The sequence below is a fragment of the Nonomuraea sp. NPDC049378 genome (genome assembly GCF_055586745.1).
Genome location: NZ_JBVJHP010000004.1, coordinates 381,566 through 398,038 on the forward strand (window position 1 = coordinate 381,566; position 16,473 = coordinate 398,038).

A 16,473-nucleotide genomic window follows, 5' to 3' on the forward strand; every position below is an offset into this window, starting at 1 on the left:
GCTCGTCGAGGCCGGGACGTTCAGGACACCTTGCGCACGAACGCGTCGTCAGGACTGATGGGCCGGCCCATGGCGTTGGTGACGTGGAGCTGGACGGGCAGCTCGTTCTTGACGTCGAGCAGCGCCGAGCGGGGCTCGTCCCCCTCGAAAAGGTGCGTCTCTCCCCACTTTCTGAGGGCCACGATGACGGCGAACAGTTCGCGGCCTTTCGCGGTGAGCGCGTATTCCTGGTAGGCGGACCCGTCGGTCGCCGGGACCATCGTCAGGATGTCCTGGGCCACGAGCTCGCGGAGGCGCGAGGCCAGGATGTTCCTGGCCAGCCCCAGGTTCCGCTGCAGCTCGCTGAACCGGCGGATCCCGTCGAAGGCGTCCCGGATGATGAGCAGCGACCATCGGTCCCCGATCACGTCCACCGTTCTGGCGACAGGACACTCCGCGTGCTCATGACTCACACCCCGTCCTCGCATCGTCCCTCTGTCCGTCGGCTGTCCGAAAATGACTCACCAAGTGGTTGCAAGTTTAAACCTCTCTCCCTTAGGGTCGCCACGAGTGGTTTCAAAATGAAACTGCTTTGGGAACACGGTTCGAGGAGAGGTCATGACGGCACAGCAGGACGCCGGTAAGGACACCAGGGTCAGCCCGGTCCGGGTGGCGGTGGTGCAGTTCGAGCCCCGCGTGGGCGTCGAGAACCTGAAGGCCAACGCATTGGCGGTCGAGCAGCGGCTGACGGCGGCGGCGGAGGCCGGCGCCGGCCTCATCGTCCTGCCCGAGCTGGCCACGACGGGCTACGTCTTCGAGACCCGCGAGGAGGCGTTCGCGCACGCCGAGGCGGTCCCGGACGGTCCCACCGTGCAGGGGCTCGCCCGGTTCGCGGCCGAGCGCGAGGTGTACGTCGTGGCCTGCGTCGCCGAACAGGACGGCGACAGGCTGTTCGACACCGCGGTCCTCGTCGGCCCCGAAGGGTACATCGGCCGCTACCGCAAGACGCACCTGTGGAACACCGAGAAGTTGTGGTTCACGCCCGGCGACGAAGGATATTCGGTGTTCGACACCCGCATCGGCCGGATCGGGCTGCTGGTGTGCTGGGACATCTGGTTCCCCGAGACGGCCCGCATCGTGTCGCAGATGGGAGCGGACATCATCTGCGTCCCCACCGGCTGGGTCTGGACCCCGCCGCCGCTGTACGACGAGAGCGGCGTCTGCATGGCCGCCTACCTGACGATGACGGCGGCGCACGCGAACAACGTCTTCATCGCGACCGCCGACCGGACCGGCCAGGAGCGCGGAGCCGGATTCATGGGCAACTCCCTCATCGCGGGCACGAACGGCTGGCCCATCGACCGCATCGCCGGCCCGGACGAGGACACCATCGTCTACGCCGACGTCGATCTCACCGCGGCGCGGACCGCCCCGATCTGGAACCAGCTCAACGACCTGCACCGCGATCGGCGCACCGACCTGTACGACCAGATGCTCGGCTACCGTGGCGGCGCTCCGCTGCCCCGGTGACGTCATGGCCACCCCCCACGACAGCGGGAGCGTTCCCGCGACGCGCACGGCCACGCGTTTCGCCACGGCGGCCGGCTGCGCCGCCGCCGTGGCGTTCGTGGCACTGACGGTCGCCGCGAGCGCCGGCCTCGCCCCAGGGAAGGCCCCAGGGGAGGTCTGGTACGGCGACTACACCGACGCACGCGGCCTGGCCTCCTGGCTGATCGCCTCCATGAGCGAGCCGCAGTTCTACGCGGCGGCCTCCGCCAGTGCCGGCCTGCTCCTGGGCGGTCTGCTCGCTCATGTGGCACAGAAGAGCTCGCGACGCTGGGCCGGCTTCGTCCAGGCCTGTGGCAGCGGGATCTGGCCGTCGGTGGTGAGCAGCGCGCTCGCCAGCCTGGTCCTCGGCGTCCTCGCCTGGGGATGGACGCTGGAGCCCGGACTGTGGCAACCCCTCTTCGTGACGCTCGTCTCCACAACACCCGCCATGGTCGTCCTGTACGGGCCCGCACCCCGGGTCTGGCTCACGGCCGCCATCTCGGGAGCTCTGCTGACACCCCCCGCGTCGATCCTCGCGATCGACTTCGTCTGCACACCCATGAACCTCCCGCCCGTCGTCGGCGCCACGACGGGAATGTGGGTCGGGGCCGCGGCGGCCTTCCTGATCTGCGGGCGTCTGCCCTGGATGCCGGAGCCCGGCGCCTGGCGGGCCGCTCACCCGAGCGCACCGCCCGCCGGGACCGGCACGACCGTGACGTCCCCCGCGTGGGTGCTCCGCCGCGCGCTGGCCGACTTCAGCGAGGCGCAGTTCTTCGGCAACGAATGGGCGAGCGCGGCGATGATCGGCGGCGCGGTCATCGCCTACGTGGTCAGCCCGTCTGCCCTCGTCCACGGGAGCGGCCTGTTCCTGGCCGTGCTCGCCAGCCAGGTCGTCACGGCGCTCGCCGGCGTGCTGATCTGGCGGCGTCAGTGGCGGGAACTGGGTTTCTACCCGACCTTCGTCCCCGTGGTGTCGGTCGCGCCGGCCGTCGTGCTGACCTTCGGCGGCACTCCCCAGTCCGTCATCGCGGGGGCGCTCGCCGGAGCGCTCGCCGGCCCTCCTCTCGCGGCCGCCATCTCGCGCCGCCTGCCGGTGGGCTTCCATCCGTTCGTCGGGAACGTGGCCTCGATGAGCATCTGCACCGCGCTGCTCGTGCCCCTACTCCACTTCATACCGGGAATCGCCTCATGACTCACACCGTCGGACCCACATCCACGATCACCGATCTCGGCCTGGCCCTGCGCCGCGGGGAGATCACAGCCGTCCACCTGGCCGAGAACGCGCTGCGCGGCATCCACGACCACAACGCGAGCCTCAACGCGTTCACCCTCGTGGACGAGACCGGGGCGTACGAGGCGGCGCGACGAGCGGACGGGGAACTGGCCGCGGGCCTCGACCGCGGGCCGCTCCACGGCATCCCCGTCGCCGTCAAGGACCTCATCGACATCGCCGGCACCCTCACCACCTGCGGGTCCGCGACCTCCTTCGGATCCGTCGCCGAACGCGACGCCGACGTCGTCACCCGGCTCCGTGACCGCGGCGCGGTCATCGTCGGCAAGACCACCCTGCACGAGTTCGCCTACGGCGCGACCGGTGACCGCTCGCTGCACGGGCCCTCGCGGAACCCGCACGATCCCGGCCGGATCTCGGGCGGCAGCAGCGGGGGCAGCGCGGTTGCGGTGGCCGCCGGAATGGTCCCCCTGTCGCTGGGCACCGACACCGCCGGCTCGGTCCGGGTGCCGGCCGCCCTGTGCGGGATCGTCGGGTTCAAACCGGCGTACGACGCCATCTCCAGCGCGGGGGTGTACGACCTGGCGCCCACGCTCGATCATGTCGGCCTGTTCACAGGCTCCGTCGAAGGCGCCCTGCTCGGCTACCAGGCTCTCACCGACCGGCCCATGGCCCCTCTTCCCGGCGACTCGCGGCCGGTCACGGTCGGCTGGATCCGCGCCGGCGACATCGCGACGTGCGACCCGCGGGTCGAAGAGCTGGCGCGCGATCTTGTGGTCCGGGCCGGCTTCGCGCCCGGCCCGGTCCACGGATTCCCGGGATGGGACCGCGACCAGACGCTCTTCGAGGTGTTCTCGACCCTCCAGGGCAGGGAGGCGTACGAGGTGCATCAGCACCACCTGGAACGGGACCGGGAGCTGATCGATCCCGAGGTCCTCGCGCGACTCGAGAAGGGAGGCAGCGTCTCGGAAGCGAGCTACCAGGCGGCCGGCCGAGCGCGCGAGGAGCTGGGCGCGATCGTGGCGGAGCTGCTGCGCACCTATGACGTGCTCGCTCTTCCGACGGTTCCGATCGTGGCCGCTCCTCTCGGCGATCGCAGCGTGCGCGTCGGCCGCGTCGATCTCGAGGTGCGCTCGGCGCTGCTCTCGCTCACCAGCCCGTGGAACATGCCCGGCGTACCGGCGATCAGCATTCCGGCGGGCCGGTGCGACGGGCTCCCGGTCGGCGTGCAGCTCGTCGCCGCCGCGGGGAACGAGCACCTTCTGTTCTGCGCGGCGCGGGCGCTGGAAGCGGCTGCGCCACGGTGAACCTCCGACAGATCCATCGCGGCGGCGACGCCGGTGAAGGGAGACCCCGATGCCATCCATCCAGATCGACCTGCCCCTGACCGCCTCGCCGGCGGCCAAGCAGCGGCTCGCGCAGCGCTTCGGCGAGATCTACGGCGAGATCATGCAGGTCGGCAAGGACCTGCTGACCGTGTCCGTGCACGACGTCGGGGAGGGCGGCGTGTGGCGGTGCCACGAGAGCGCGCCGCCCACGCCCTCGGCCCTCATCATGTGCGACATCCGCGGCGGCCGGCCGGTGGAGACCCGTGCCCGGCTGGCGCAGTCGCTGATCGACGCGTGCGCCGAGATGTTCGACCTGGACGCGCTGTGGGTGAAGGTCGAGTTCACCCAGCACGCGGGCGACGAGATGTACCACCCCCACCTTGCCGGCTTCAACACGGACTGGACCGGGGACGAGCGGGGCCCGTGACGTCAGAGGACCTTGCGCACGGCGGTCGTGCCGACGCCGGCGGGGTCGCCGGTCGTGCTCCTCGGCTGGAGCTCCGGGATCGGGAGACCGAGCTCGTCCACGCCAGACCGATCTCCCTCCTCGCGGCCCGGCACCGTCGACATCGACCTCCGGCCCGACGGCGAGGTGACGGTCTGGGCCTCCCGTTGCGATGTCAACCGCCTCGTGGCCAACCTGCTCGACAACGCGCGACGCCATGCCCGCCACGCGGTACGGGTGGCGATCCGGCGGGACGGCGACACCGTCGAACTGACGGTCGCCGACGACGGAACCGGCATTCCGCAGGCCGACAGGGAGAACGTCTTCGACGAGTTCGTCCGGCTGGGGGGACTCGTCCGGTTCGACGCCGATCGGCGGAGACCTTAGGGTGCCCGTCGTGTCTGAATCGCCTACCTTCACGAATCTCCTCGACGACGCCGCGCTGTTCTCGTTCGAACACCAGCTGCATCTGGAGGAAGTCCTCGGTGAGCACAGCTGGAACGTCGACCTGCAGCAGCCGCGTTTCGGGTTCACCGGCGCCCGCGCCCTCACCTGCACCCGCTTCCACCTGCTCGGCAGCGCCGCCCCCGGCCCGCGCTCGTGGTTGTGGGCCTGGGCCAACCCGTCGGGTTACCCGACTGAGGTGACGGCGGCCTCGGCGGCGCTGCGCGACTTCGGCCGGCGGCACGGCATCCCGGAGCTCGCCTCCGCGGAGGTGCCGTTCGACGCGCTGCCGGGTCCGGCGGAGGATCCGGCCTTCGCCGCAGCGCTCCTCACGGAGGCCGCCAAGGCCGTGAGCGGCCACTGGACCTCCTACAACGGCGACGCCGGCGGCGGCACCCGGGCGGCGTTCCTCATCGAGCACCCGGAGTTCCGGCTCCCGCCGCCCGAGCCGGCCCGGGTCATGCGGGTCCTCCAGGAGGGGATCACCGGCCTGCCCCTGACCGACCGCCGACGCGCCCTGCACGGCTACGCGGTGCGGCGAGGGCTGGGCGTCGACTGGTCCGGCGGCCAGGCGCGGCTGACCGGACCGGGATTCGAGGCGACGGTCGCCTTCGACGAGCAGGGCCGCCTCGCCGAACTCAAGGCCACGATGTCCCGGCCCGGCTGAGCCGTCCTGCGCCGCGGGCGGCCGGACGCCGCCCGCGGTTTCCTAGCTGCCGACCGGTTCCGCGCGGAGCCGGGCCGAGTGCTTGACCAGGGCGATGAGCACCTCGCGGCTGGACTCGCGCTTCCTGGCGTCGCACATGATGATGGGGACCGACGGGTTGAGCTGGAGGGCCAGCCGCACCTCGTCCAGGTCGAACTTCTGCGCTCCCTCGAAGCAGTTGACCGCCACCACGAAGGGCGTGCCGCGCCGCTCGAAATAGTCGATCGAGGGGAAGCAGTCGGCCAGCCGCCGGGTGTCCGCCAGGATGACGGCGCCCAGCGAGCCCTCCGCCAGTTCGTCCCACACGAACCAGAAGCGTTCCTGCCCGGGCGTCCCGAACAGGTAGAGGACATAGTCGTTGCCGAGGGTGATCCGGCCGAAGTCCATGGCCACGGTGGTGGTGCGTTTGGCCTCGACGGAGGTGAGGTCGTCGACGCCGATCCCGCGGTCTGTCAGCACCTCCTCGGTGCGGAGCGGCCGGGTCTCGGAGACCGCGCCGACCATCGTCGTCTTGCCCGCGCCGAAGCCGCCGGCGACAAGGATCTTGATCGCCGTCGGCAGGCGCGGACGCTCAGAGCGATCGAAGGCCATCGAGCACCGCCCTGTACATCTTTATGTCGTGCATGTCCACCTCGGATTGTGGTTCCTGGGCAGAGACGAGTTCGCGGTCGAACAGGTCGCCGAGCAGCACCCGGATCGTGCCGGCCGGCAGATCGAGGTAAGCGGCGATCTCGGCGACGGACTTGGGCTCACGGCAGAGCTGCAGGATGCGCAGATGCTCTGGATCGAGCCCGGCGTCGGGACCCGGCGTCGGCCCCACGGCCAGCGCCATGGAGATCAGGTCGAACCTCCCGTGCGCCGGCTGCGTACGGCCGCGGGTCACGACGTACGGGCGGATGATCTCAGGATCCACCCAGTGCTCGTCCGTGGGCCCGTCAGCGCTGGGCCCACCCATGGGGCCACTCACCGGTCACTCCTGGCGATGGCCTCCGCATTGCGGGCGCCGGAGGTGAGGTACTGGCCCACCCGGGCCACCAGCATCGCCATCTCGTACGCGATGAGACCGATGTCGGCGTTCTGCGCGCACAGCACGGCCAGGCAGGCGCGCTCCCCGGCTGTGGTCACGATGAGGAACTGGGACTTCCACTCCACGACCGTCTGCCGGACCGCCCCACCGGAAATGTGGTCGGAGACGCCCTTGGCCAGGCTCTGCAGCCCGGAGGCGACGGCGGACAGGTGCTCCCCGTCGGTCCGTTGCAACTCGGCGGAAGACGCCATCAGCAGGCCGTCGGAGGACAGGACGATCGCGTGCTCGGCCTCAGGGATGCGGCCGACGAGGTCGTCGAGCAACCAGTTGAGGTCGGTGCCCGAAGTGGGGGTCATGACTCACCTCCCGACTGTTCGTCCATCATCTTGGCCGCTTCGGTGCGGCCGAGACGGGTGCCGGACTGGAAGGATCCCATCATCGCGCGGATCTCCTCCGGAGAGCGCTCGTCATCGTCCTCCTCGATGTCGGGCTGCGTGGGCGTGTCGTCCCGCAGCGCTGGCGCCAGGTTGGCCTGTGGCACGCGCAACGGCAGCCCTGACGGCGTGAACTCGGCCACAGATTGCTGCTCCGGTTCGGCTGGCTTTTCTTCGGATCGTGGCTCCGCTTCCTTCGCCGGTTCGGGGACCGGGGTGGGGACGGGCGTGGGGGCCGGAGCCGGGTTGGGGGACCGGGTCGGGATCGGCGTCGGGGCGAGGTGAGGCCCCTGGTCGGCGGAACGCCGCGCCGACTTGAGCGTGCGTACGTTCTCGCCGACGGCGGGCTTGGTCGCGGTGGCCACGGCGCTCGCCCTGCGCGGCAGCCGCTCGCGGCCGCCGTTCTGCTGGGGCTCGGGCGTGGGGTCGAGCTGCACGAGCTCCTGCGGCAGCAGCACCACGACCGTCGTCCCGCCGTACGGTGACGCCTTGAGCACCACCTGGATGTCGTGCCGCTTGGCGAGCTGGCTGACCACGTAGAGGCCCAGCCGGGCGGTGCCGGTGATGCGGAACTCGGGCGGGTCGGCGATGCGCTCGTTGGCGGACTCCAGGTCCTCCGGCTTCATGCCGAGCCCGCGGTCCTCGATCTCGATCACGTAGCCGTTGGCCACGAGCTGGCCGCTGACCTGCACGCTGGTGTAGGGGGGCGAGAACGACACGGCGTTCTCGATCACCTCGGCCAGCAGGTGGATGACGTCACCGACGGCGCGGCCGATGAGCACGACGTCGCCCATCGGCATGAGCGTGACGCGGGTGTAGTCCTCGACCTCCGCCAGCGCGCCGCGGACCACGTCGACCATCGGGACGGAGCGCCGCCACGTTCGGGCGGGGGACGAGCCGGAGAGCACGATCAGGTTTTCCGCGTTGCGCCGCATGCGGATGGCGAGGTGGTCGAGCCGGAAGAGCTCCTTCAGCTCCTCGGGGTCGGTCTCGCGCCGCTCCATCACGTCGAGCACGGTGAGCTGCCGGTGCACCAGGCCCTGGGTCCTGCGGGCCAGGCTGAGCAGGATGTCACGGATGCTGCGGCGCAGCTCCGCCTGCTCGGCGGCGACGCTGACCGCGGTGCGCTGGACGGTGTTGAACGCCTGGCCCACCTGGCCGATCTCGTCGTCACCGAAGTCGAGCGCCGGGACCTCCTTGGCGAGGTCGACCTCCTCGCCGCGGCCGATGCGCTCGACGACGCCGGGCAGCCGGTCGTCCGACAGCTCGTGAGCGGCGTCGCGCAGCTTCTGCAGTTGTGCAAGCAGGTCACGTGCCGTGGTGATGGACAGGACGATCGAGGCGATGACGGCGATGAGTCCGAGACCGCCGGCGAGGACCAGGCGGACGATCACGTTGACGGCGACGGGCACGGTCCTGTCCACCACGCGGTCGCCCGCGCTGAGCACCATGGTGTTGAAGTCGGCCAGGAAGCGTTCGGTTGCGGACTTCCACTGGTCATCGGTGAACGGTACGTCCAGAGCCGTCGGGTCATGCTCCATGACCTGTGCTTCCATGCTCTGGAGCTGGACGAACGACCGGCCCTTGATCAGGTTGTCGTAGGCCTCCCTTTCGGAGTCGGGCAGGTCGGTCGCGGCCTGTTCGGCGATGGTCCGCCAGGCGCCCACGGCTTGGCCGAACTGCGCCTGGTCGGCGGTAGTCAGCCGCCTCTCGGCGAGCGCGCCGGCAAGGAGCGCGTCCTCCCGGGTGAGGAGCTCTCCGGCGCGGCTCAGAGCGACGAGGGTGCGGACGTCTTTGGCGATCTCCTTGTCGTCGAGCGTCCCTATCGAGCCGTAGAGGTCGTAGACGGGGTCGATGACGTCGTTGTACGCGTTCGTCGCCTGCACGCGGCCGAGATTGCCCGCGTCGATGGCCTCGCGTATCTTCTTGACCGAGTCGAGCTGCCCGAGCAGGTGGGCGAGCCGCTTCTGGCCCTCATCGTCCAGTGCCCAGCTGACCAGCCCGGCGCTGGCCGACTCCCGGAAAGCGGCGATGATGTGGTCGTTCTGCTTACGCTGTGTTTCGAGCTCTTTGCGGGACCGGGCGGTCTTCTCGCCCAGCCGCACGGCCGAAAGCCGACGCTCTTTTTGCAGGCCGAAGAGCACCGGATCGCTGGGGGCTGCTATCGCGGAGTCGAGTTGGGAGGTCCACAGGAGGTTTACTCCCTCACGGAGGGTGACCCATGCAGCGAAGACCCACAGGGCCGTCAAGGAGAGCAGCAGAGCCGTGATCTTGGTCCGCAGCCCCGTCTTGCGGAAACGCATTATCGTAACCACCCTGTGAATGTCATATCTCTGTGTCGGTCACCTTGCGTGCGGCAGGTTGCATGCAGTGTCGGTCGCGTAACTCTAGCGCACTGGCAAAGTACCTCTCAAGCAACATTAATCACATATGTCCGAACTTCTCCATGTATAGTCAAGGTTGTAACAAAAGAGGTCAGAAATCGGAATCCTTCACAACCGGCCCACCCTCTCTCCAGATATTTAGTGCTCAGCCGTCGCCTGACCTTCACGGGTCGCCGGGCGCGGGGCGGAGAAGCCCTCTTTCCCGCCACCGACGCCAGCCTCTGCCGTGGCGGCGCGGGGGCACGCCATGGACACCAGGCGTGTTCGCCGGTTCATCGACGCCCCAGACGATGGCCATGGAGATCGGGCCTGGCCCGCCGCTCGCCGGACCGGCGCGTACCGTGGGCGCCGCCCACGTTGTGTCATCTCGGTCGCGGTGTGATCATGAGCTGATTCCGAACAACGCGCAGCGCTGAACCCCCGGTATCCCCTGTGGCCGGGAGTACCTGTTAGGAGCCGTCATGAGCCCCTTGCCGTCCCTCCCTGGCGAGCTTTCGTCCGGTGAGATGTCCGCCCGCGCAGCGGGATGTGCCCGTGACCTCCGCCACACCGCCGCGAGCCACCCCGAGCTCTTCGACACCGGTGAGTTCGCCGAAACCCCTGGTCACGTAGCGAACATGATGGTCTATGGCACCCCGCGCCATGGTGCGGACGTGTTGCGGAGCCCCTCCCGGCTGGCGTTGTGGATCTTCCCGCTCGACGCTGCCGTCGACCGTGATGCGACCCAGCGATCCCAGGTACGCGCCATCGTCGAGGAGTGCAAGGACGTCATCGCTGGCGACGACCCGCATACGCCCCTGGCCCGGCTACTCGCTCACATCCGCGACGACCTGGCTCACGCGCCCGCGTTCGGTCGTCTGGGACCGGCATGGCGCACCGAGTTGGCCGCGATGCTCGATGCGATGGCGCGGGAATGGGAGTGGAAGACCGCGGCCCGGCAGACCGCCGCCGTGCCCACCCTGGAGGCGTACCTGGGTAATGCGGCGAACTTCGGCTCCACGTGTGTCGGAGTGGCCCGTTTGATCAGCACCGACGAGCCGGAGGCCACTCGCGAGCACCTGCCGGCGATCATCGACGCCGCCAATGCGACGCAACGGGTCATGCGCCTGGTCAACGACCTGCGCACCTTCGAACGCGACCGCCAATGGACGGACCTGAACGCACGAATGCTGGGGCTCGACGAGCACGCTCTGCTGGAACTGACCACCGAAGAGCGCAAGGCATGTGACCTGGTGCTGGATCGGCTTGCGCGGTCCTGTCCCGGCGTGGCCGGAGATCTCCGCCACCAGATGATGGCCACCTGGGGCTTCTACTTCAACGGCAGTGATTTCTGGACCGTCTGAGCCCGAGCGGTCGAGGGGCCGGAGGGGCCGGCTCCGCGACAGCGATCGCGGCACCGCCCGCCGACCGTGTGCAGCGGCGGACGGCAGCGCGGGTGCGTGTCCTTCGGCGGTAGCCGGCCAGGGACACGCACGCGCACACCGTCCGGGATCTCGACGCTCATCGGGAGCTGTACCGGGCCTGCCGGATGAGGTGCGACGAGGCGATCATCGCAGCGCGGGTCACGGCGAGCGGAACGTACAAGTCCTTGTCGTGCCAGAGCGGAGGGTGATCGTCGCCGGTCGAGCGAACCAGGTATTCGTGACCCCGATCCGCCGCACGCATGCGCCGCGGATCCGTAGGATCCCCGGGTAGCAGCAGGATCTGCACAGCGTACGCGGTCTCCTCGGCTGTGCCCTCCCAGCGGCCCCAGGAGCCGTCCGGCCGCTGAGTCCTCAGCGTCCACTCGGCCGCCGCGCGCACCGCCTCCCGCGAGACGTCTCCGCCGAAGTCATCAAGCGCCAGCGCGCAGCTTGCGGTGGCATAGTACGGCGACGCGTGCCACCGGTCCGTCCAGCTCCCGTCCGGCTGCTGGCGATCGCGGATCCAGGCGGCGAGTTCGGCGATGGTCTCGTCGTAGTGCGGTGTTGCGGCCGGCCGGCGGCGGACGTACTCACCGAAGGCGTCCAGCACGTGCGCGTTGACGCTGACCGACACGCCCTGCTCGCCGGGCCAGGTGGAGAAGTGGGTGCCGGAGCGGAACCCCCACAGGCTGTCCGGTTCGTGCGGCGCGCCGAGCAGTGCCAGGGCGTACAGCGCCACGGATGTCGTGTCGGCGTCGGCGGGCAGCCCGGCTCCCGCGGGCGTGCCGGCAGGACCTATGGCCGCCCTGATGTCGGTCACCATCTCCGGCGGCACGTCGACGGGCACGCCCGCCCGGAGCAGCCAGCTCAGCACCCAGCCTCGTTCGAACACGGTGATGGGGAATCCGACGGGTACGGGCCCGCCGTGCAAGCGGACCACCGCCTCCAGATGCCTGCGGGTCGGCTCGTGCGCGTCGCGTCCCCCGTGCTCTCCCAACCAGGCGGCGGTCGCCGCGGGCGAGGCGCCGACGCCGCCGATGGGCGTGGGCCGGATGCCGGGCGCTTCGGCGGCATCCTCGGCTGCGATCTCCAGGGCGTGGAGCAGCTTCTCCGGCACCTCCGCGCCGGACCTGACCCACGACCGGACAGCGTGGAGGGTGTCGTAGCTCATGGCATCGGGCAACGGTATCGGCGCCCGGCCCGGTAAGCCCTCGATGTGCTGGTTGATGCGGGCGACGAGGGAGGGGACGATGTGCTCGATCGCCGGCATGTCGGGGAGCTCGAGCGGGCTGCTCAGCCAGGTGGCGAGCACCCCCAGGCCGCGGTCCGCCGCGTCGGCGAGGCGTTCGCGGTCCGTGTCCCGGTCCCCGCGCGTCAGCGCGGAGAGGATCCCCTCGGTGGCGCTCAGGGTCGGCACCACGCCGTACCCGTCGGGGGCGCCCCAGGCGCCGTCCTGCCGCTGCGTGCTGATCAGGTAGTCGATGCGTTCCAGGTGGCCGGTCAGCCAGGGGGCGAGGGCGACCAGCCGCCCGGTCTCGTAGACCGAAGGGGAAACCTGCCCCCACGGCCTGAGCATGAGGCTCGAGACGAGGTCGCCCGCTTCCGTGGTGATGTCCGCTGCTTCGCCGATGCTCACGCCGCGAGATTCCGTTCGATCGGGTGTAGCTGGAGGAAGAGCTTCTCCTTGGGCCGCAAGGTGGCCGCCCCCAGCACGGGCGTCAGCTTCTGCGGGTAGGGCAGCGCCGGCCGGTACCTGGTGAACAGGTTGGCGATCAACAGGGATGCCTCGATGTAGAACAGATGTTGTCCGAGGCAGACGTGCGGGCCCGCGCCGAAGGGGATGAACGAGTAGCGGTGCCGGCTTCCGGTCTTCTCGTTGGCCCAGCGCTCGGGATCGAACTCCGTCGGCCGGGGCCAGAACTCCTCCAGCCGGTGGGTGGCGTATGGGCTGATCAGCACCTGCGAGCCGGCCTTGATCCGGACGCCGCCGATCTCCGTATCCGCCACGGTCTGGCGAGGGACGACCCAGGCGCTCGGGTAGATCCGCACGACCTCCTGCAGGACCATACGGATATACGGCATCTCGGCGACGTGCGACGGTCGCACCGGGCCCCCGCCCACCACACGGTCGACCTCCTCCTGCAGCCGGGCGTTCACCTCCGGGTGGTCGTGTAGCACGGTCCACAGCCACATCAGCGACATCGCCGTGTTCTCCGAAGCGGCGCCGTAGACGTTCACCAGGTCGTCGCGGATCTGCCGCACGTCGGCATCGCCCCCCTGCCCGAGCCTGGCCGTGAGCAGCGCCGAGACGACGTCCTTGCCCCCGGATTTCTCGCGCCGCGCCCGCTCGATGAGGGGGTCGACGATCTCGTGGATCTTCTTCGTGGATCGCAGGAAGGCGCGGTCGCCCGGGACCCTGATCGAGTACGGCGCGGAGGGGAAGAGCATGCGGAAGCCGATCGAGCTGGCGCACGTGGCGAACTCGGGCGCCAGCCGTTCGGCGGTGTCACGGGTGATCCGGCCGCCGAACAGCAGTTGGATGACGGCCTGGTTGACGATCGAGGTCATCTGGTGCTCGACGTCGATCGGGCGGCCCGTCCGCGCGAAGTCGTCGAGCTCGACGATGCGCTCGGCGATGATGTCGGCCATGTCCTCAGCGAGTGCGGCCGTGTAGCGAGCGGTGAAGAGCGGCTGGAGGATCTTCCGGGCGGATGCCCATGCCTCGCCCTCGCCCATGATGCTCTGACCGATCAGACGCTGCAGCGGCTGCCAGAACATGCCCGCGCGCACGAAGTTGGTCCAGTCCGTCTTGAGCACTTGCTGGACGTGGTCCGGATGCGAGATCAGGTAGGGGCGGAAGGGGCCGAGGTCGAGCCGGACGACCTGCCCGGCGGCGTCGGTGGCCATGCGGGCCAGCTCGGTGATCGGGTCTTTCACTAGCCGGGGGATGGCCCGGTAGAAGGGAACGACATGGGGTCTGATCACGGATGTCCCAGTGGCATGTGGCATGGTGGCGGTCCCCGATCGGGATGGCGATGGACGTAGAGTCAGGTGAAGATATCTAGCGACTTATGCTGTTCTCGGACAAAAGTCCGTTTGCGACGGCTATCGCTCATGGGCTTGAGGGTCCCTTCGCGGCAGGAGGAAGGCTCGCCCCGTTCTCTGTTGATCGCCCGCCGCGTCGAGAGCTGCGGGCTGAGGTCTGGGCCGAAGGGTGCCCGCGGTGGCGGCACGAGGACCGTCCGGCGCCGCGTGGTGCGATCCGGCGGTCTGCCCGGCCCGTGTGGACGAAGCCAGACAAGCCAGGAGCGTGGGAGGAACGGACGCGTTCTGATGGGGCGGCGTCGATCGCCACGGGTTATTCCTCCATCGCCTACGGTGTCCATCTCATGGCATGGACATTCCCTGACAAAAGTCAACCGATGAGTGGAGTATCACATGCTTATGCATGTAGGTTCAAGATCGTACCGGGGTAGGAGTACCTGTTGAATCTCAGCCATCCGTTGGGCGGCGGCGCCATGGGCCGCTGCCGGGACTTACTCGAGCCGGCTCTCAGGGAGGCCGTTTCGGTGCTGCATCCGTGGGGCGCCGGCATGGCCGGATTCGCTCTGGGCTGGTCAGACGCGGACGGCAGGCCCGGCAACGGTGAGCGTGGCAAGGCCGTGCGGCCGGCCGTCGCCATGCTCAGCGCCGAGGCCGTAGGAGGCACGGCGGAGTCGGCGCTGCCGGGCGCCGTGGCGGTGGAGCTGGTGCACGCGTTCTCGCTGGTGCACGACGACATCATCGACCACGACGAGCGGCGCAGGCACCGCGAGGCGCTCTGGAAGGCGTACGGCGTGGGGCCCGCCCTGCTCGCCGGCGACGCGCTCCTGGCGCTGGCCGTCGGCCAGCTCGCCGCGCAGTCCGAGGCGATCCCCTACCTGTCGAAGGCGCTGGTCGAGCTCGTCCAGGGGCAGACGGCCGACATGGCCTTCGAGGACCGTCCGTGGCGAGGGCCGGACGAGGTCACGGTCGCCGAGTACGCCGACATGGCCGCGGGCAAGACCGGCGGCCTGCTGGGCGCCGCCGCGGCCACGGGCGTGGCGCTGGGCGGCGCGCCCGAGCTCGCGGACCGCCTGTGGGACATGGGGCGCGACCTCGGGGTGGCGTTCCAGATCGTGGACGACATGCTCGGCATCTGGGGTGACCCTGACGTGACGGGCAAACCCGTGCACAGCGACCTGCGGCGTGCGAAGAAAACGTTTCCGGTGCTGGCCGCCCTGGCCGCCGACGTCCCGGCCGCCCGCGAGTTGTCCGCGCTCCTGTCGGCGGGAGGCATGGACGAAGACTCCCTGCGGCACGCCGCCGACCTCGTGGAGGAGGCGGGCGGCCGCGACGCCGCCCGCTCCCTGGCGGACCGCTACATGTCGTCCGCGCTGGAGGTGGTCGACCGGCACCTGCCGGACGCCGGGGAACTGCGCGCGGTGTGCGACTCCCTGGTCAACCGTGTCCACTGAAGGGCCAGGACCAGGGGTCGCGGCGAGCCGTCTCGGGCGAGTGCGGATAATGACGGGATGAGATCGCTCGGCACTACCGGACTGTCCGTTTTCCCGCTGTCGCTCGGCGCCAACGTGTTCGGCTGGACGGCCGACAAGGAGACCTCGTTCGCGATCCTGGACGCCTACGTCGCGGGCGGCGGGAACTTCATCGACACCGCCGACGTCTACCCGTCCTGGGAGACCGGCGAGTCCACCTCGGAAACGATCATCGGTGAGTGGCTGGCCGCCCGCGGCAACCGCGAGTCCATCGTGCTCGCCACCAAGGTCGGCATGCTGGAAGGCCTGCGCGGGCTCGCCCCCGCCACCATCCGCACGGCGGTCGAGGGCTCGCTGCGGCGGCTCCGTACCGACTACATCGACCTCTACTGGGCGCACGTGGACGACCAGGACACGCCGCTGGCGGAGTCGCTGGCGGCGTTCGACGCCCTGGTCCGGGAGGGCAAGGTGCGCCACGTCGGGGCGTCCAACTACGGGGCGGCCCGGCTCGCCGAGGCGCTCGCGATCTCCGACGCCGAAGGACTGGCCAGGTACGCGGCCCTCCAACAGCAGTACAACCTGGTCGAGCGCGCCTACGAGGGCGAGCTGAGGGACGTGGTGACCAGGGAAGGCCTGGCCACCACACCGTACTTCGGGCTGGCGCGCGGCTTCCTGACCGGCAAGTACGCGCCCGGGGTCCAGGTCGACAGCCCCAGGGCGGGCAAGGCCTCCGCGTACCTGGCGACGGCACACGGGCCGGGGACGCTGGAGGCGCTGGGCAAGGTGGCGGCCGACCGGGACGTCGCGCCGGCCACGGTGGCCCTGGCCTGGGTCGCCGCCCAGCCGACGATCACGGCGACGATCGCGAGCGCGCGCGACGTCGGGCAACTGGAGACGCTGATGGAGGCCGCGTCGCTCACGCTCAGCGCCGGCGAGCTGGCCCTCCTCGACGAGGCCTCCCGCCCCTGACCCCGCAACACGATCCGCACCGGACCGCCCGCTCCTCGCCCGCCCGCCGCCTGGCCGGCCC

At 70.0% G+C, this 16,473-nt stretch carries 16 protein-coding genes; 9 read left to right on the plus strand and 7 right to left on the minus strand.

Translation table 11 applies throughout. The features are described 5' to 3' along the window. Positions 1–20: 20 nt before the first annotated feature. Positions 21–452: a winged helix-turn-helix transcriptional regulator gene (locus ACZ6SA_RS11720; RefSeq protein WP_465827720.1), complete on the minus strand. Its 432-nt coding sequence runs from the start codon at positions 450–452 to the stop codon at positions 21–23. A 145-nt stretch (positions 453–597) separates the two neighbouring features. Here ACZ6SA_RS11720 and ACZ6SA_RS11725 point away from each other — a divergent pair, with 145 nt between their 5' ends. From ACZ6SA_RS11725 to ACZ6SA_RS11750, 6 genes are all read left to right on the plus strand, one after another. Next, the gene (locus ACZ6SA_RS11725) at positions 598–1,509 is read left to right on the plus strand and encodes a nitrilase family protein (RefSeq protein ID WP_347644083.1); all 912 of its coding nucleotides are present in this window, start codon (positions 598–600) and stop codon (positions 1,507–1,509) included. A 4-nt stretch (positions 1,510–1,513) separates the two neighbouring features. Beyond that, a complete protein-coding gene (locus ACZ6SA_RS11730; RefSeq protein WP_347644082.1) occupies positions 1,514–2,719 on the plus strand; it encodes a hypothetical protein in 1,206 nt (401 codons plus the stop codon). Next, the gene (locus ACZ6SA_RS11735; protein WP_347644081.1) at positions 2,716–4,065 is read left to right on the plus strand and encodes an amidase; all 1,350 of its coding nucleotides are present in this window, start codon (positions 2,716–2,718) and stop codon (positions 4,063–4,065) included. Before ACZ6SA_RS11730 ends, ACZ6SA_RS11735 begins: the two co-directional genes overlap by 4 nt. A gap of 49 nt (positions 4,066–4,114) precedes the next feature. Next, positions 4,115–4,513, plus strand: a complete 399-nt coding sequence (locus ACZ6SA_RS11740; RefSeq protein WP_347644080.1) for a tautomerase family protein — start codon at positions 4,115–4,117, stop codon at positions 4,511–4,513. Between the two features lie 204 nt (positions 4,514–4,717). Then, the gene (locus ACZ6SA_RS11745) at positions 4,718–4,918 is read left to right on the plus strand and encodes an ATP-binding protein (protein ID WP_347644079.1); all 201 of its coding nucleotides are present in this window, start codon (positions 4,718–4,720) and stop codon (positions 4,916–4,918) included. A gap of 10 nt (positions 4,919–4,928) precedes the next feature. Beyond that, positions 4,929–5,642: a DUF6882 domain-containing protein gene (locus ACZ6SA_RS11750; protein ID WP_347644078.1), complete on the plus strand. Its 714-nt coding sequence runs from the start codon at positions 4,929–4,931 to the stop codon at positions 5,640–5,642. Between the two features lie 42 nt (positions 5,643–5,684). Here the strand turns inward: ACZ6SA_RS11750 and ACZ6SA_RS11755 are convergent, their stop codons facing one another. From ACZ6SA_RS11755 to ACZ6SA_RS11770, 4 genes are read right to left on the minus strand one after another with little or no spacing between them, the layout of a single operon-like run. Beyond that, on the minus strand, positions 5,685–6,272 hold the full coding sequence (locus tag ACZ6SA_RS11755; RefSeq protein WP_347644077.1) for a GTP-binding protein: 588 nt from the start codon (positions 6,270–6,272) through the stop codon (positions 5,685–5,687). Then, the gene (locus ACZ6SA_RS11760) at positions 6,253–6,648 is read right to left on the minus strand and encodes a DUF742 domain-containing protein (RefSeq protein ID WP_347644076.1); all 396 of its coding nucleotides are present in this window, start codon (positions 6,646–6,648) and stop codon (positions 6,253–6,255) included. Before ACZ6SA_RS11760 ends, ACZ6SA_RS11755 begins: the two co-directional genes overlap by 20 nt. Next, the gene (locus ACZ6SA_RS11765) at positions 6,645–7,064 is read right to left on the minus strand and encodes a roadblock/LC7 domain-containing protein (protein WP_347644075.1); all 420 of its coding nucleotides are present in this window, start codon (positions 7,062–7,064) and stop codon (positions 6,645–6,647) included. The genes ACZ6SA_RS11760 and ACZ6SA_RS11765 overlap by 4 nt, the downstream gene beginning before the upstream one ends. Beyond that, positions 7,061–9,445 carry a sensor histidine kinase gene (locus tag ACZ6SA_RS11770; RefSeq protein WP_347644074.1) on the minus strand — a complete coding sequence of 795 codons (2,385 nt, stop codon included), beginning with the start codon at positions 9,443–9,445 and terminating at the stop codon, positions 7,061–7,063. Before ACZ6SA_RS11770 ends, ACZ6SA_RS11765 begins: the two co-directional genes overlap by 4 nt. Before the next feature lie 542 nt (positions 9,446–9,987). Here ACZ6SA_RS11770 and ACZ6SA_RS11775 point away from each other — a divergent pair. Continuing rightward, positions 9,988–10,869, plus strand: coding sequence for a terpene synthase family protein (locus tag ACZ6SA_RS11775; RefSeq protein ID WP_465827723.1), 882 nt, complete (start codon positions 9,988–9,990; stop codon positions 10,867–10,869). 157 nt (positions 10,870–11,026) lie between these two features. Here ACZ6SA_RS11775 and ACZ6SA_RS11780 read toward each other — a convergent pair whose 3' ends face one another. Both ACZ6SA_RS11780 and ACZ6SA_RS11785 read right to left on the minus strand, forming a co-directional pair. After that, the gene (locus ACZ6SA_RS11780; protein ID WP_465827724.1) at positions 11,027–12,565 is read right to left on the minus strand and encodes a prenyltransferase/squalene oxidase repeat-containing protein; all 1,539 of its coding nucleotides are present in this window, start codon (positions 12,563–12,565) and stop codon (positions 11,027–11,029) included. After that, on the minus strand, positions 12,562–13,914 hold the full coding sequence (locus ACZ6SA_RS11785) for a cytochrome P450 (protein ID WP_347644071.1): 1,353 nt from the start codon (positions 13,912–13,914) through the stop codon (positions 12,562–12,564). Before ACZ6SA_RS11785 ends, ACZ6SA_RS11780 begins: the two co-directional genes overlap by 4 nt. Positions 13,915–14,498: 584 nt before the next feature. Between ACZ6SA_RS11785 and ACZ6SA_RS11790 the strand changes: the two genes are divergently transcribed. Next, on the plus strand, positions 14,499–15,425 hold the full coding sequence (locus ACZ6SA_RS11790) for a polyprenyl synthetase family protein (RefSeq protein ID WP_465827727.1): 927 nt from the start codon (positions 14,499–14,501) through the stop codon (positions 15,423–15,425). A gap of 57 nt (positions 15,426–15,482) precedes the next feature. Further along, complete coding sequence (locus ACZ6SA_RS11795; RefSeq protein WP_465827728.1) at positions 15,483–16,412, plus strand: aldo/keto reductase; 930 nt, start codon at positions 15,483–15,485, stop codon at positions 16,410–16,412. Positions 16,413–16,473: the final 61 nt, after the last annotated feature.

What these genes read in the sequence shown, in the direction of transcription:
- ACZ6SA_RS11755 (WP_347644077.1), bottom strand. Translation starts at nt 6,272, where the DNA reads ATGGCCTTCGATCGCTCTGAGCGTCCGCGCCTGCCGACGGCGATCAAG.
- ACZ6SA_RS11725 (WP_347644083.1), top strand. Translation starts at nt 598, where the DNA reads ATGACGGCACAGCAGGACGCCGGTAAGGACACCAGGGTCAGCCCGGTC.
- ACZ6SA_RS11765 (WP_347644075.1), bottom strand. Translation starts at nt 7,064, where the DNA reads ATGACCCCCACTTCGGGCACCGACCTCAACTGGTTGCTCGACGACCTC.
- ACZ6SA_RS11735 (WP_347644081.1), top strand. Translation starts at nt 2,716, where the DNA reads ATGACTCACACCGTCGGACCCACATCCACGATCACCGATCTCGGCCTG.
- ACZ6SA_RS11730 (WP_347644082.1), top strand. Translation starts at nt 1,514, where the DNA reads ATGGCCACCCCCCACGACAGCGGGAGCGTTCCCGCGACGCGCACGGCC.
- ACZ6SA_RS11795 (WP_465827728.1), top strand. Translation starts at nt 15,483, where the DNA reads ATGAGATCGCTCGGCACTACCGGACTGTCCGTTTTCCCGCTGTCGCTC.
- ACZ6SA_RS11740 (WP_347644080.1), top strand. Translation starts at nt 4,115, where the DNA reads ATGCCATCCATCCAGATCGACCTGCCCCTGACCGCCTCGCCGGCGGCC.
- ACZ6SA_RS11775 (WP_465827723.1), top strand. Translation starts at nt 9,988, where the DNA reads ATGAGCCCCTTGCCGTCCCTCCCTGGCGAGCTTTCGTCCGGTGAGATG.
- ACZ6SA_RS11770 (WP_347644074.1), bottom strand. Translation starts at nt 9,445, where the DNA reads ATGCGTTTCCGCAAGACGGGGCTGCGGACCAAGATCACGGCTCTGCTG.